Source organism: Streptomyces sp. NPDC057445 (assembly GCF_042802855.1).
GTDB lineage: Bacteria > Actinomycetota > Actinomycetes > Streptomycetales > Streptomycetaceae > Streptomyces.
In genome coordinates, this window is the sequence record NZ_JBHVDH010000007.1 from 298,505 (window position 1) to 312,250 (window position 13,746).

Consider the following 13,746-nt stretch of genomic DNA (forward strand, 5'->3'; position numbering starts at 1 on the left):
TCGGTATCTCCGCGCGTAGAACGCCGTGGGCAGCGGGCCGACCAAGGTCTTTCGTCTGGATCGGGCCGGATCGGGAAGCGGGGTCCGGCGGCGTGCTTCGCAACGAGCCCACGCGGAGGGGGCACCTCGCAACGGTGACTGCGGGGACGTCGGCGACCGACGAGAACGCAGCGAGGCGCGGCGCCAGGGCACACGAGCCCGGCAGGATCCGCATGGGAGTCCCCAGGCCCACAACGGCTCCGCCTACACTGACCGCATGGCGAAGTGGACCCCCAGGCACGAGGCACCGGAGCCCCTTGAGGGGCCCGTCGTCGCCACCATCACCGGCGGCACGATCCTCTGGTTCGTCCTCTTCCTGGTCCAGGTCCCGTTCTACGGCTGGTTCGACGACCGCGGCCTCGCCTGGTGGGTGTGGACCTGCCTGGCCGGCGGCGGCCTCGGCCTCATCGGCATCTGGTACGTCCGCAGGCGCGACGCCGCGATCAAGCGCGCGGAGGCGGCGGAGAGCGCGGCGGCCCACCCCGAGGCGTAGCGAGCGGCCTCCCACGGGCCCGCGAGGGCCCATGGACCACCCGATGCACCGTCCGACGCATCCGACGGACCGCACGCGTCGTCCTCCAGGACCATCCGGGTCCTCCCACGGTCCGATGTCCACCTCGCTCGGGGGGTGAACGCGGGCCCGCCGCCGTAACGTCGACAGCATGACTCAGCGGGCTGAGACCGACGGTGACGGGGCCGAGCCGCTCGGGCGGGCGGTCATCGACGCGGGCGCGGAGCTCGACCCCGTGCACCCCGTCGAACCGCCCGTGCTCCCTCGGCCCCGCGGACTCAGCGCCACCGAGGTCGCCGAGCGGATCGCACGCGGTGACGTCAACGACGTACCCGTCCGCAGCAGCCGCTCCACCGCCGACATCGTCCGCGGCAACGTCTTCACCCGCTTCAACGCGATCATCGGCGTGCTCTGGGTGACCATGTTCTTCGTCGCGCCGTTCCAGGACACCCTGTTCGGTTTCGTGATCCTCGCCAACACCGGCATCGGCATCGTCCAGGAACTCCGGGCCAAGAAGACCCTCGACGGACTCGCCCTCATCGGCGAGGCCAGACCCACCGTGCGGCGCGACGGTGCCGCCGCCGAGGTGTCCACGTCCGAGATCGTGCTCGGGGATCTCATCGAACTCGGGCCGGGCGACAAGGTCGTCGTCGACGGCGAAGTGGCCGAGTCGGACAGCCTGGAGATCGACGAGTCGCTGCTGACCGGCGAGGCCGACCCGGTCCTGAAACAGCGCGGCGACAAGGTCATGTCCGGCAGCTTCGTGGTCGCCGGCGGCGGCGCGTTCACCGCCACCAAGGTAGGCCGCGAGGCGTATGCCGCACAGCTGGCCGAGGAGGCGTCCCGCTTCACGCTCGTCCACTCCGAGCTGCGCTCCGGCATCTCCACGATCCTCAAGTACGTGACCTGGATGATGATCCCGACCGCGATCGGCCTCGTCATCAGCCAGCTGGTCGTCAAGGGCGACAACGTCAAGGACGCGATCGCCAGGACCGTCGGCGGCATCGTGCCGATGATCCCGGAAGGCCTCGTCCTGCTGACCTCCGTCGCCTTCGCGATCGGCGTCATCCGGCTCGGCCGCAAACAGTGCCTCGTGCAGGAACTGCCCGCGATCGAGGGCCTGGCCCGCGTCAACGTCGTCTGCCTCGACAAGACGGGGACCCTCACAGAGGGCGGTATGGACGTCACCGGCCTGCGGACCCTGGACGGCGCCGACGAGGCGTACGTACGCAAGGTCCTCGGCGCGCTCGGCGAGTCCGACCCCCGCCCCAACGCCTCGCTCCAGGCGATCATCGAGGCCTACCCGGACAGCGACGAATGGCGCTGCACCCGCTCGCTGCCCTTCTCCTCGGCGCGCAAGTACAGCGGAGCCGCGTTCAGCGAGGGCGACGGGCAGAGCTCCACCTGGCTGCTCGGCGCTCCCGATGTGCTGCTGCCCGACGACGACCCGGTACTCGCCGAGACCGACCGGCTCAACGAACAGGGGCTACGGGTCCTGCTGCTCGCCCGCGCGGTGAAGGAGCTGGACGCCCCGGACGTCGCGGCGGGCGTTCTCCCCGCCGCCCTCGTCGTCCTGGAACAGCGGCTGCGGCCCGACGCCGCGGACACGCTCACCTACTTCGCCGACCAGGACGTCGCCGCCAAGGTCATCTCCGGTGACAACGCGGTGTCCGTGAGCGCGGTGGCCGGAAAGCTCGGTCTCCCCGGGGCGAAGGACACCGTCGACGCACGGCGGCTCCCCGCCGAGCGGGACGCCATGGCCGCCGAGCTCGACGCGAACGCGGTCTTCGGCCGGGTCACCCCGCAGCAGAAGCGGGACATGGTCGGCGCGCTCCAGTCCCGCGGCCACACGGTCGCGATGACGGGCGACGGCGTCAACGACGTCCTCGCCCTGAAGGACGCCGACATCGGTGTCTCGATGGGCTCGGGATCCGAGGCGACCAAGGCGGTCGCCCAGATCGTCCTCCTCAACAACAGCTTCGCCGCGCTGCCCTCGGTCGTCGCAGAGGGCCGCAGGGTCATCGGCAACATCACCCGCGTCGCGACCCTCTTCCTGACGAAGACCGTCTACTCGGTACTGCTCGCGATCCTGGTGGTCTGCTGGCAGGTCGAATACCCCTTCCTGCCCCGCCATCTGACGCTGCTGTCCACCCTCACGATCGGCGTGCCGGCCTTCTTCCTCGCCCTCGCCCCCAACAAGGAGCGTGCCAGGCCGCACTTCGTCCGCCGGGTCATGCGGTACGCGATCCCCGGCGGCATCGTCGCGGCGGTGGCCACCTTCGCCACGTACCTCCTGGCCCGCTCCCACTACAGCGGACCGGGCGCCCTGGAGGCCGAGACCAGCGCGGCCACACTGACCCTCTTCCTGGTCGCCATGTGGGTCCTGGCGATCATCGCCAGGCCCTACACGTGGTGGCGCCTCGGCCTGGTCCTGGCGATGGGCCTGTGCTTCCTGATCGTCCTGGTCGTGCCCTGGCTGCAGAACTTCTTCGCGCTGAAGCTCGTGGGCACCACCATGCCGTGGACGGCGGTGGGCATCGCGGTGGTGGCCTCGGTGGTGCTGGAGTTCGCGTGGCGGTGGGTGGACCGGCGGTTCCCGGCGTAGGGCGCGCGGGGCGCGCCGTCCGCCGGGAACGTGGTGGCGCCGGGCGGCGCGGGGCGCGCCGTCCGGCGGAGCGCTGTGGCCCGGGCACGCCGTCCGGCGAGTGAGCCCAAGAGGCGCGGCCCTGCCGAAAGGAAGAACGCGCCCAGGTCCTGAGGAAAGAAGGACCGAGCACGATCGACCCCCGGCAGGGGCTGAAGCGCCCGGCGGGGAGCCGGGCCTCGGAAGGAGGAGTCAGTCGAACCAGCGGTCGCGCGCGAGTTCCTCCGTACGGGACGGGTCCTCCAGGAGTGCCGCGACCTCGAAGCGGCGCGGCCACTGGCTCGCCGCCCAGGCCAGGCCGGCGGCGACGCCCTCCAGGGTGGAGGCGTGGATGACACCGTCCGACGTGCGGCGCCAGTCCAGTTCGGTGCCGCCCGCGAGGAGCTCCTCGTGCTCGATGTACGTGGCCGGGGTGCCGGGTCCCAGCAGGGCGTGCACCGACGGGGGCACGTCGTGCTCCTCGCCGACCGTCGTCACCTCGGCCTCGACCACCTCACCGAGCCGCCCGACCTGGAACAGCTCCGCCAGGTCGGCCGCGCGGTCCGGGGAGACCGGCAGCAGCGGGCGGCCCGCGGCCAGCGGCAGCAGATCGGGCGCGTCCGCGACCAGCGCCTCCGACGCGTCCACCACCCGGACCTCGCCGTCGACGACCGCACGCAGCTCGTCCGGGAGCGTCACCTGGTCCGGGTCGAGCTCGGCCAGCGCCGAGTACAGGGCGTGCAGCTGGGACGCGCTGACCGGGCGGTCCGGGTCGGCGAGCCGGCCGAGCAGCTCGGCCGCGCCGCCGGGCTCGTCGAGCAGCGCGGAGACGGAGGTCCGTACGCCCAGGGCGTGCAGCACCTGCTCGTCCTCGAAGCCGGTCGCGTCCGCCGAGTCGTACAGCCCGACCAGCAGCGGATCGCCGCCGGACGCCCGCAGGCCCGTCGGCCGCCGGCCGCCGAGCACCGGGTGGTCGCGCAGCCACCAGGCCGTGTACGAGCGGACGGTGTCCGTCGTGCCGTCGGGCAGCAGCACCCGCACCGGCTGGGTGAGCGCGTCCCGCAGCGGCGGCTGTGCCAGCAGCGAGAGAGCCTGCGGCCAGTGGTCGTCGTCGACCAGATCCAGGTCGCGCACGGCGACGATCTCCGTCGCGACCGGTGGAACCGGAGTGTCCGGCAGCCGGTCCAGCACGTCCTCGCACCACACATCGACCGCGTCGAGCAGACCCGCGTCGTCCGGCTCGGCGAAGTCCCCTTCGCGGGGCTCCAGCTCATCGGGGTCCAGGACGACGTCGGTGGCGCGGACGAGCGCGAAGTTCGCCAGCACCCCACAGGCAGCGAGGGGCTGTTCACCCCAGCGTTCGGCCAGTTCGCCGTCGACGAGGGCGAGTTCGTCCTCGCGCATCACGGACGCGAAGGGGCTGCCGGGCAGCACGAGTTCACCGGCGGGCGCGAGCTCGCCGTCCTCGTCGGGCAGCGCGAGCGCACCCAGCCAGGGCTCGTCGCCCGGCTCCAGGCCGGCGTCCCGCACCAGCGTCAGCACGATCTCCGCGAGCTCCTCGCTGTCGGGCGCGTCGCCGTCGTCGTCCCACAGGGCGTCACCCTCCTCGAGCGACGCCGCGACGGCCGCTCGCACCTGTGGCGTCGTCAGCACCGCACGTGGCGTCGCGGGCAGCGCGCCGAGCTTCTCCAGGAGAGAGTGAGCGGCGTCGGGGTGGGCCACCTTCAGCCCGAAACGGGCGAGCCCGGCGGGGGTTTCTGTGGTCGGGAGCAGGACCTGGCGGGGGCCGATCGTGGTGCGGGCGCGGCGGGGCCCGGACTCGGAGCCCTCGTCCGGACCCGCCAGCGGCACCGGAAGGCCGGACAGCCGCTCCGGGTCCACACCGGCGAGGCTGTCGTAGAGGCTCCACCACCACGACGGGTCGCGCTCGATCCCGGCGAGCCGGTCGATCGCCTCCGTCAGCGGCACGCGCGCGACGCCGAGCGTGCGCAGTTCCACGCGCCGCTCGAGACCGGCGGGCAGCAGCGTCGGCAGCACATCCGCCAGTACGCGTACGGTCTCGGCACCCGCGCCCTCCACGACCTCGGCCTCCAGCGGGCGCAGCGCGACGACGTCCTCGGAAGGGAGCGCCGGCGCCAGGAACGCGGTGCGGGGCAGCAGTTCCAGGATCGCCGCACGCAGGGCGCCGTCGAGCGCGCCCTTGCCGAGCGGACCCGGGACCAGGTCGATGGTGCCGGGGGTCACGGGCTGCCACTCGCCGAGGAGTTCGGCGTACGCCTGCGCCGCCTGGCGCACCAGGAAGTCCGTGAGGGGTCCCGGAGCGGGGTGCCTGCGGGCGGTGTCCAGCGGGAAGCTCGCGATGAGCAGCGCGGGCACGCCGAGCGGCTCGTCCGTGGGGGTGGGCGCGTGGACGACGGGTGCCGTGGCGGGGTACACCGGCGATCCGTCACCGTCCACGGGCACGGCCCAGGTGACGCTCCAGTACGGCCGCAGCCGCTCCTCGACGGGGCGGTCGGCGAGGAGCGTGCCGTCGACGACACCGTTGTGGGTGACGACGCGCCAGCGGTTGACGCCGGTCAGGCTGTCCTCGATGTGGACGTACGCGCCCTGCTGCGAACGGCGCAGCGTCCGTACCCCCTCCGGGGTCTCCACGACGACCTCTTCGAGGCCGGGGAGCGTGAGCAGGAGCGCGTCGTCGACCCCGGCGAGGAGGCGGCCGACGAGGTCTTCTGCGGTGCCGTCGCGCAGCGGCAGGATCACGACGGTGTCGTAGCCGTCGGGCGCGCTGCCCTCCGCGGGCAGCGGAATCCGCAGCAGCGGTACGTGGCCGTCGCGGCGGCGCAACTCGTCACCCAGGCCGGGGCTGGCCTGGGCGGCCTGCTGAGCGAGCCCCCTGGCCTCGGCGAGCGACCACCGGACACCGCCGTGGCGCCCGACGACGGCCGGCTCGTCGCTGACGGCGAGGACGGCCGCGAAGCCGACGCCGAACCGTCCCACGGCCTGCTGGTCGTTCTCACGCTTGGCGGAGGCGCGGAGGGTGGATAGTGACTCGACCCCCGCGGCGTCGAGGGGCGCGCCGGTGTTCGCGGCGACGAGCGTGCCCTGGTCGAGCGTCAGCCGGAGGCGGCCGGGCACGCCGGCCCGGGCGGCGGCGTCCGCGGCGTTCTGGGCGAGTTCGACGACGAGGCGGTCCCGATAGCCACCGAGGGCGAGGTCCTCCTCGGCGTTGGCGTCCTCACGGAACCGTGCGGGACTCGCCCCCCAGGCGTCGAGCACCCCGCGCCGCAGCCGCGCCGTCCCGAACGGGTCGGCCCCCTCGGTCGTCCTGACGCTCACGCCTGTCTCCGCTCTGTCCTGTTACCGGTGTACCTCAACCGCGGCCCGAAGGTATCGCGTAAGGGGCGGCGGAGGGTGATTCGGGTCCGCTGCGGGTCCGCTGCGGGTCCGCTGCACGGTGCCGGTGTGGTTGTCGGGGTTGGCCGGTGCCGTGTTGTTGGCCGGTGTGTCCGTCCTCAAGCGCCGGACAGGCTCAGGTGTACGGGGTCGGCCCGGGCCTGTTGGTTGACGTCGGGGGCCGTTCCGGGGCTCGCATCCGGGACGGCATGATTTACGGCGCGCTGACCGGCACCACATCGGCGACGCCCGCGCCGCGCCACAAATCACGCTTTAGTGTCCCGGACACGACCCCTCCACGGCCCCCCTCGGGGCCGGGGGTGGTGGGCCGATCGCCGTGTGTCGGGTGAACCCCCCACCGGGGGCAGTCGGCAACGCGACCGGGGCGGGGCCGTGCAGGGTCGGCCCCGCAGGGGACGGCGGAACCACCGGCTGCCTCCGAGGTCGGCGGTAACCCGCCGTCCCCGAGGAGTCGAGCCCGGAGGGGCCCCGCCCCCCCACCCACAGCCCCCGCCCAAGCCCGTTGGGGGTCCCCCCGGACGAAGTCTGGGGGAGTTTGAGGACGGACACACCGGCCGCAGTCACGGCACCGGCCAACCCCGACAACCGCACCGGCACCGGCACCGCGCAGCGGACCCGTACCGGCCAACCCCGACAACCTCACCCGCACCGCCCGCGCAGCGGACCCGCCGCGATGGGACTAGCTGTGGCCCAGGTCGTCCGGCGATGCGGCGTCCGCGTGGTCCGGCACCGAGCCGCTGTCCGGGGCCGGGCGCAGCGGGAATTCGTCCGGCCGCATCGAGTCGAGCACCGGCGGCGCCGGACGCGGCGGCTTCGGCATCACCGCCGCCTCGGAGTGCCCCCCGCAGCCGTACGCCAGGGACACGACCCGCCCGTCCGCCGGGGAGAACTCGTTCGCGCACACACCGAAGGCCTGCTTCAGCGACCCGCCGAGCGGCATCAGGAACGCGCAGGACACACACGTCGCCGGCGCCGCCTGAGCCATCGGCGTCTTCGCTCCGTAGGCCTCTTCCCAGCGGTCGGCCGCGGTGTGCAGCCCGTACCGGGAGAGGACGCGCGCCCGGCGCATCCCGAGCTCCTCGGCCAGGGACGAGATCGCGCCCCGGGACGGTCCCCGCTGCACGATCTCCGCGTCCTCCGCGTCGACGCGTTCGGCCATCTCCTCGGAGACCGGTGAATTCGGCGGGGGTGCGTCCTCGCCCGAGTAGCCGGGCTCCAACCGCAGATCGTCCGCCTCGGTGGGGAGCAGGTCGCCCGGACCCATGTCGCCCGGTCGGAGCCGCTCGCTCCACGGCACCCACTCGGGCGCCATCAGCGCGTCGGGGCCCGGCAGCAGGACGGTTTCGTCGAGGGTGACGAGCTTCGCGCGGGACGCCCGCGCGACCGTGACGGCCCAGCGCCACCCGCGGTATCCCGGTTCCTTGGACTCGAAGAGGTGTGTGACGACCCGGTCGCCCTCGGAGACGAGGCCGACGTGCTCGCCGACCACCCCCGGCGCGGCGGCTTCCTCGGCGGCCGCCCGGGCGAGGTCTACCGCCTCGGCGCACAGACGGTCGGGGGTACGGCTTCGCGTCGTCGCAGCACTCACAGGTCTCGCTTCTCTCCTACGCCGTCTCACGGGTGCGCGCCGGCCGAATCACGATGTACGGGCGGCGGGCGGAGCGGACCAGAGGGCCGCATCGACGTCCGCGCCCGGGCAACCCGTCCCGTGCACACCTACCGTCACCCATTCTGCGGGATGACGAAGAGGCGCGCGGCCGGGAACTACCGCCGGTGGCGCGCTACGCACGCTACCTCCTCCGTGGCGTGCCGCCCACCTGCCCGTCCGAATCCCGGTTCGGGTCGGAGGCCCGTAGGGCACTATGACGACGTGACAGCCGCGAGGTCGTCCCATGCTTCCGGGCCGCTGAACAGGGCGGCCCGGTCGGTCGGCCGTGCCCTGCACATGCCTTTCAGCGGCATTCGCCGGGCGACCCACGCCCATGGCGCGGGCGAATCGGGTCTCGGCAAACTCATCGAACTCCACGCCGTCAACGGCGCCGGTGACGTCATGATCACCGTCGCGCTCGCGTCCACGGTCTTCTTCTCGGTGCCCACCGACGAGGCCCGAGGCCGTGTCGCGCTCTATCTGGCGATCACGATGGCGCCGTTCGCCCTGCTCGCCCCCGTCATCGGCCCGCTGCTGGACCACATCCCGCACGGCCGCCGCGCCGCGATGGCCGGGGCGATGGTGACCCGCGCGGTGCTGGCGCTCACCATGTCGGGCGCGGTCGCGACGGGCGGTCTCGAGCTGTATCCGGCGGCCCTCGGCGTGCTCGTGGCGTCGAAGGCGTACGGCGTGGTCCGCAGTGCGGTCGTCCCGCGGCTGCTGCCGCCGCGCTTCGCCCTGGTGAAGGCGAACTCGCGGGTGACGCTCGCCGGTCTGGTCGCGACCGGCGTCGCCGCGCCCATCGGTGCCGGGCTGCAGCAGATCGGGCCCGAGTGGCCGCTGTACGGGGCCTGCGTCATCTTCAGCGCCGGAACGTTCCTGGCGTTCAGCCTGCCGCACAAGGTCGACTCCGCGAAGGGCGAGCGCAAGGCGCACATGCTGACGCACGGCGAGCGCAGGCCCAGCCTGCGCACGGTCGGGCCCTCGGTGCTGCACGGACTGCAGGCGAACGCCGCGCACCGGGCGCTCTCGGGCTTCCTGATCTTCTTCCTCGCGTTCCTGCTGCGGGTGCATCCGATGGCCGGGCAGAGCGCGGCGGTGACACTGGTGATGGTGGGCGTCGCAGCGGGGCTCGGGAACGCGTGCGGTACGGCGATCGGGGCGTGGGTGAGGCACCGCCCCCCGGAAGTGATCGTCGCCGTGGGGCTGACACTCGCGCTGACGGCGGCGATCCTCACGGCCGTGTTCTTCAGCCCGTTCATGGTGACGGTGCTGGGGGCGGTCGCGGGCCTTTCGCAGGCGCTGTCGAAGCTGTCGCTGGACGCGATGATCCAGCGGGACGTCCCGGAGGCGGTGCGCACGTCGGCGTTCGCCCGTTCGGAGACGCTGCTGCAGATGGCGTGGGTGCTCGGCGGGGCGATCGGGATCGCTCTGCCGCTCAACGGCGTGCTGGGCATGTGGGTGGCTGCGGGGATCCTCGCGACGGGCGCGTTGCTGGCCATGCGCGGACTGCTGGTCGCCTCGCGGCGGAGCACTCCGCCGCCGCCCCGGGTCAGCGCGGCGCCCCGCGTGCGGTGAGGCACGGCCCGCCACGCCGCACCCCCGCGCTGCGGGACACGGGGGGCCCGATAGCCTTCGGACCATGACCGTTGCGTTCTTCACCGGCAAGCACCGCCGGGCCGCCGCCGCCCTCGGTGCCGTGTCCGCCGGCCTCCTCGTACTCTCCGCCTGCGACAAGCCGACGCCGCTCGCGACCGTGACGGTCGGGACGAACTCGGTCACCACGGAGGCGGCCTGCTACAACGACGGCGAAGCCATCAAGGAGTCGCTGATCCAGGGCTGCCTCAACAAGAAGTCCGGCAAGACCATCGAGGTCGGAGTGGACGACAGGGTCCGTTTCGGCGTCGAGCCGGAGGTGGCCGAGAACGGCTGGACGCTGTTCATCGGCGGCCAGCAGGCCGAGCAGGAGCCGTACCACAAGACGTACCGGTCGATTCCGGGCAGCGCCTTCTTCGCCACCCAGACCGGGGAGGCGACCAACACGGCGCAGGTCAGCATCGTGGAGACCAAGGGCAAGAAGCTGACCGGCATCTGGCACTTCACGCTGAAGAAGGACTGAGCCGCACCGGCTCGCCCATGCGTGTACTCGTCGTGACCGCGGTGCCTGCGGAGGCGGATTCCGTGTCCGCCGGTCTCGCGTCCGCCGGTGCCGGCTCCCCCGGCCGCGCGGTCACCGCGCACACCCTCCCGGGCGGCTGTGCGCTGCGCCGGCATGCCGCGGGCGAGGGTGCGCGGGTCGACGTGCTGTCCGCGGGCGTGGGCCCGGCGGCCGCCGCCGCGGCCACAGCGACGGCGCTGACGGCGGGGGCGTACGAGAACCGTTCCGCTCGCGGGTACGACCTCGTCGTGTCCGCCGGAATCGGCGGCGGGTTCCGGCCCGCGGCCCCGCTCGGTGCGGTCGTCGTCGCGGACGCGATCGTCGCCGCCGACCTGGGCGCCGGCACGCCCGACGGCTACCTCGCCGTCGAAGAGCTGGGCTTCGGGCGCAGCGCCCATGTCCCGTCCCCCCTCTCGGGACGGCTCGCCAAGGCCCTGGACGCGGTGTACGGGCCTGTTCTCACCGTGTCCACGGTGACCGGCACCGCAGCCCGGGCCGCCGAGCTCACCGCGCGCCATCCACGGGCGGTGGCCGAGGCGATGGAGGGCTTCGGGGTCGCCGAGGCCGCCGTGGCGCACGGCGTACCCGTCGCCGAGATCCGTGCCGTGTCCAACGCCGTCGGCCCGCGCGACCGTGCCGCCTGGCGGATCGGCGAGGCCCTTGACGCGCTGCGGAACGCGTTCGAAGTACTCGCCCCCGTGTTCGAGGAAGAGGCTCGATGACCACCGTCAAGATCGCCTACTCGCCCTGCCCGAACGACACCTTCGTCTTCGACGCCTGGGCGCACGGCCGGGTCCAAGGTGCGCCCCGCCTCGATGTGACCTTCGCGGACATCGACATCACCAACGGCATGGCGGAGCGGGGCGAGTTCGACGTCCTGAAGGTGTCGTACGCCGTGCTGCCCTATGTCCTCGACGAGTACGCCCTGCTGCCGTGCGGCGGCGCGCTGGGCCGGGGCTGCGGTCCGCTGGTGCTGACGCGTGAGCCGGGCACCGAACTGGCGGGCAGGACCGTCGCCGTACCGAGCGAGAAGTCGACCGCGTATCTGCTGTTCCGGCTGTGGGCGGCGGATGTCGTCCCGGAGGGCGTCGGACAGATCGTCGTACTCCCGTTCCACGAGATCATGCCGGCGGTGCGGGACGGAAAGGTGGACGCCGGTCTCGTCATCCACGAGGCACGTTTCACCTATCAGAATTACGGTCTCCACTGCCTTGCCGACATGGGCGAGCACTGGGAATCCACGACGGGGCTCCCGATCCCGCTGGGCGCGATCATCGCCAAACGGTCGCTCGGCGCGCGGACGCTGGAGCTGCTGGCCGAATCGGCCCGCGCGTCCGTCCGTATGGCCTGGGACGACCCGGTGGCCTCACGTCCGTACGTACTCGAACACGCCCAGGAGATGGACCCGGCCGTGGCCGACCAGCACATCGGCCTGTACGTCAACGAATTCACGGCCGGTCTGGGCGAGGCCGGTTATGCCGCGGTCCGGGGACTCCTGACACGCGCGGCGGCCGAGGGACTGGTCCCGCCGGTGGGCCCCACGGCACTCGCGTTCCCCTGACGCAGAGAAGGCCGAAGGCCCCGACCGGACACCGGTCGGGGCCTTCCGCGTCCAATCCCTAGACGTCCAGCTGGTCGGCGACCGCGCGCAGCAGGCCCGCGATCTTCGCTCCGTGCGCCTTGTCGGGGTAGCGGCCCCGTTCCAGCTGGGGCGTGATGTTCTCCAGAAGCGTCGTCAGATCCTGGACGATCGAAGCCAGTTCGTCCGGCTTGCGGCGCTGCGCGGCGGCGACGGAGGGGGTCGGGTCCAGGACCGTCACCGAAAGCGCCTGGTCACCGCGCTGGCCGGCGACGACACCGAATTCGACCCGCTGTCCGGGCTTGAGGCTGTCGACTCCGTCAGGAAGTACCGACGAGTGGACGAAGACGTCGCCGCCGTCGTCGCGGGAGAGAAAGCCGAAGCCCTTCTCGCTGTTGAACCACTTGACCTTGCCGGTAGGCACGTCTGTCCTCGTCCTCGTACTCGTCGGGAAATGCGAAAGAAAACTGGTCTGTATAGCACTGCAGCGGGTCGCACGACCCGCCACCGCACAAGGCTAATGGTCCAGGGCGTGCTGACAAGACGTCCCCGGTGGTTCTTGTGCGCTGGGAACTACCCTGGTCGGGTGACTCACGAAACCCAAGCGAATTCCGCCGGGCCCGGCGACGCGCTCGTACGCGTCGGGGCGATCGTCTTCATCGTCGGCGCCGTGGCCACTCTCGTCACAGTGGCCCCGCTGTTCCTCGGTACGGAGCCTTTCCCGCCCGTCGCGTACGCCGTATGCATGCTGATGGGGGTCGGGTTCCTGATCGCGGGTGCGGGGGTGCTCCGGTCGATCGCGGCGCAGCGGCGTCAGGCGCGTGCGGACGCCTCCGCGTCCGCGTCCGCGTCCGCGTAGGCGCCCAGCCAGGCGGGGAACGCGGTGAGGTCCGGCAGGACCACGTCCGCCCCTGCCTCCCTCAGCTCCCTCTCCCCGCACGGCCCGGTCGGTACGGCGACGGAGAGCGCCCCCGCGGTGCGGGCCCCGCGTACATCGCCGGTGTGATCACCGACGTACACCCGCGCCCCGTGCTCGCGCAGCGCCGCCGCCTTGGCCTCCGCCCACAGCCAGCCGACGACCGCGTCCGGCTCGATGCCGAGGTGGTCCAGGTGGAGCCTGGCATTGGGCTCGTGCTTGGCGGTGACGACGATCGCCCGGCCGCCGAGCGCCTGGACCGCGGCGACGGCCTCGCGGGCACCCGGCATCGCGAGCGTGGGCGCGATGGCGTGGTCGGGGTAGATCTCCCGGTAGCGGTCGCCGATCTCCTGGATGCGCTCGTCGGGGAACCAGTGCGCGAGCTCCAGCTCCAGCGGCGGCCCCAGCCGGGTCACGACGAGGTCGGCGTCGATGTGCACGCCCGTCTCGGCGGACAGCGCGCGGTATGCGGCGTGGATGCCGGGACGGGAGTCGATCAGCGTCATGTCGAGGTCGAAACCGACGGTCAGGGGGCGGGGAGCGAGTTCCGAAGCCATACACGCCATTGTGCTGCGCGGCCGGTACGGGTCCGCTGCGGGTCCGCTGCGCGGTGCGGGTGCGGTTGTCGGCGCTGGCCGGTACGGGTCCGCTGCGCGGTGCGGGGGTGGTTGTCGTGGTTGGCCGGTGCCGTGACGGCGGCCGGGGTGTCCGTCCTCAAACTCCCCCAGACTTCGTCCGGGGGGACCCCCAACAGGCTGTGGGGGGTGGGGCGGGGCCCCTCCGGGCTCGACTCCTCGGGGACGGCGGCGTACCGCCCACCTCGCAGGCAACCAGTAGTCCCGCCGTCCCCTGCGGGGC

11 protein-coding genes are annotated in these 13,746 nt (G+C 72.7%); 7 read left to right on the forward strand and 4 right to left on the reverse strand.

Annotation, left to right across the window (positions count from 1 at the left end):
* Window positions 1-256 precede the first annotated feature (256 nt).
* Together ACFU5O_RS18800 and ACFU5O_RS18805 are read left to right on the forward strand one after the other, a co-directional pair.
* The gene (locus ACFU5O_RS18800; RefSeq protein ID WP_384241659.1) at window positions 257-532 is read left to right on the forward strand and encodes a DUF2530 domain-containing protein; all 276 of its coding nucleotides are present in this window, start codon (window positions 257-259) and stop codon (window positions 530-532) included.
* Between the two features lie 169 nt (window positions 533-701).
* Window positions 702-3,155 (forward strand): cation-translocating P-type ATPase, encoded by a 2,454-nt coding sequence (locus tag ACFU5O_RS18805; RefSeq protein WP_384241661.1) that lies wholly within the window; start codon window positions 702-704, stop codon window positions 3,153-3,155.
* A 231-nt stretch (window positions 3,156-3,386) separates the two neighbouring features.
* Here the strand turns inward: ACFU5O_RS18805 and ACFU5O_RS18810 are convergent, their stop codons facing one another.
* On the reverse strand, window positions 3,387-6,509 hold the full coding sequence (locus ACFU5O_RS18810; RefSeq protein ID WP_384241664.1) for a sacsin N-terminal ATP-binding-like domain-containing protein: 3,123 nt from the start codon (window positions 6,507-6,509) through the stop codon (window positions 3,387-3,389).
* A 757-nt stretch (window positions 6,510-7,266) separates the two neighbouring features.
* On the reverse strand, window positions 7,267-8,175 hold the full coding sequence (locus tag ACFU5O_RS18815; protein WP_384241666.1) for a DUF3027 domain-containing protein: 909 nt from the start codon (window positions 8,173-8,175) through the stop codon (window positions 7,267-7,269).
* 282 nt (window positions 8,176-8,457) lie between these two features.
* Between ACFU5O_RS18815 and ACFU5O_RS18820 the strand changes: the two genes are divergently transcribed.
* The 4 genes from ACFU5O_RS18820 (at window position 8,458) to ACFU5O_RS18835 (ending at window position 11,954) form a co-directional block, all read left to right on the forward strand.
* Window positions 8,458-9,813, forward strand: coding sequence for an MFS transporter (locus ACFU5O_RS18820; RefSeq protein ID WP_384241668.1), 1,356 nt, complete (start codon window positions 8,458-8,460; stop codon window positions 9,811-9,813).
* Window positions 9,814-9,877: 64 nt separating this feature from the next.
* Window positions 9,878-10,354 (forward strand): DUF2771 domain-containing protein, encoded by a 477-nt coding sequence (locus tag ACFU5O_RS18825; protein WP_384241670.1) that lies wholly within the window; start codon window positions 9,878-9,880, stop codon window positions 10,352-10,354.
* A 17-nt stretch (window positions 10,355-10,371) separates the two neighbouring features.
* The gene (locus tag ACFU5O_RS18830; protein WP_384241672.1) at window positions 10,372-11,115 is read left to right on the forward strand and encodes a futalosine hydrolase; all 744 of its coding nucleotides are present in this window, start codon (window positions 10,372-10,374) and stop codon (window positions 11,113-11,115) included.
* Window positions 11,112-11,954, forward strand: a complete 843-nt coding sequence (locus ACFU5O_RS18835; protein ID WP_384241674.1) for a 1,4-dihydroxy-6-naphthoate synthase — start codon at window positions 11,112-11,114, stop codon at window positions 11,952-11,954. Before ACFU5O_RS18830 ends, ACFU5O_RS18835 begins: the two co-directional genes overlap by 4 nt.
* 58 nt (window positions 11,955-12,012) lie before the next feature.
* Here ACFU5O_RS18835 and ACFU5O_RS18840 read toward each other — a convergent pair whose 3' ends face one another.
* On the reverse strand, window positions 12,013-12,396 hold the full coding sequence (locus ACFU5O_RS18840; protein WP_138054570.1) for a cold-shock protein: 384 nt from the start codon (window positions 12,394-12,396) through the stop codon (window positions 12,013-12,015).
* Window positions 12,397-12,558: 162 nt separating this feature from the next.
* On the opposite strand from ACFU5O_RS18840, the gene ACFU5O_RS18845 reads away from it, so the two are divergent.
* Window positions 12,559-12,831 (forward strand): hypothetical protein, encoded by a 273-nt coding sequence (locus tag ACFU5O_RS18845; protein ID WP_384241676.1) that lies wholly within the window; start codon window positions 12,559-12,561, stop codon window positions 12,829-12,831.
* Here ACFU5O_RS18845 and ACFU5O_RS18850 read toward each other — a convergent pair.
* The gene (locus tag ACFU5O_RS18850; RefSeq protein ID WP_384241678.1) at window positions 12,786-13,445 is read right to left on the reverse strand and encodes an HAD family hydrolase; all 660 of its coding nucleotides are present in this window, start codon (window positions 13,443-13,445) and stop codon (window positions 12,786-12,788) included. The two genes, ACFU5O_RS18845 and ACFU5O_RS18850, sit on opposite strands and share 46 nt — an antisense overlap.
* Window positions 13,446-13,746 lie beyond the last annotated feature (301 nt).

Bases quoted from the DNA above. Each gene is read 5' to 3' on its own strand.
- ACFU5O_RS18850 (WP_384241678.1), bottom strand. From the start codon at position 13,445: ATGGCTTCGGAACTCGCTCCCCGCCCCCTGACCGTCGGTTTCGACCTC.
- ACFU5O_RS18825 (WP_384241670.1), top strand. From the start codon at position 9,878: ATGACCGTTGCGTTCTTCACCGGCAAGCACCGCCGGGCCGCCGCCGCC.
- ACFU5O_RS18805 (WP_384241661.1), top strand. From the start codon at position 702: ATGACTCAGCGGGCTGAGACCGACGGTGACGGGGCCGAGCCGCTCGGG.
- ACFU5O_RS18835 (WP_384241674.1), top strand. From the start codon at position 11,112: ATGACCACCGTCAAGATCGCCTACTCGCCCTGCCCGAACGACACCTTC.
- ACFU5O_RS18800 (WP_384241659.1), top strand. From the start codon at position 257: ATGGCGAAGTGGACCCCCAGGCACGAGGCACCGGAGCCCCTTGAGGGG.
- ACFU5O_RS18830 (WP_384241672.1), top strand. From the start codon at position 10,372: ATGCGTGTACTCGTCGTGACCGCGGTGCCTGCGGAGGCGGATTCCGTG.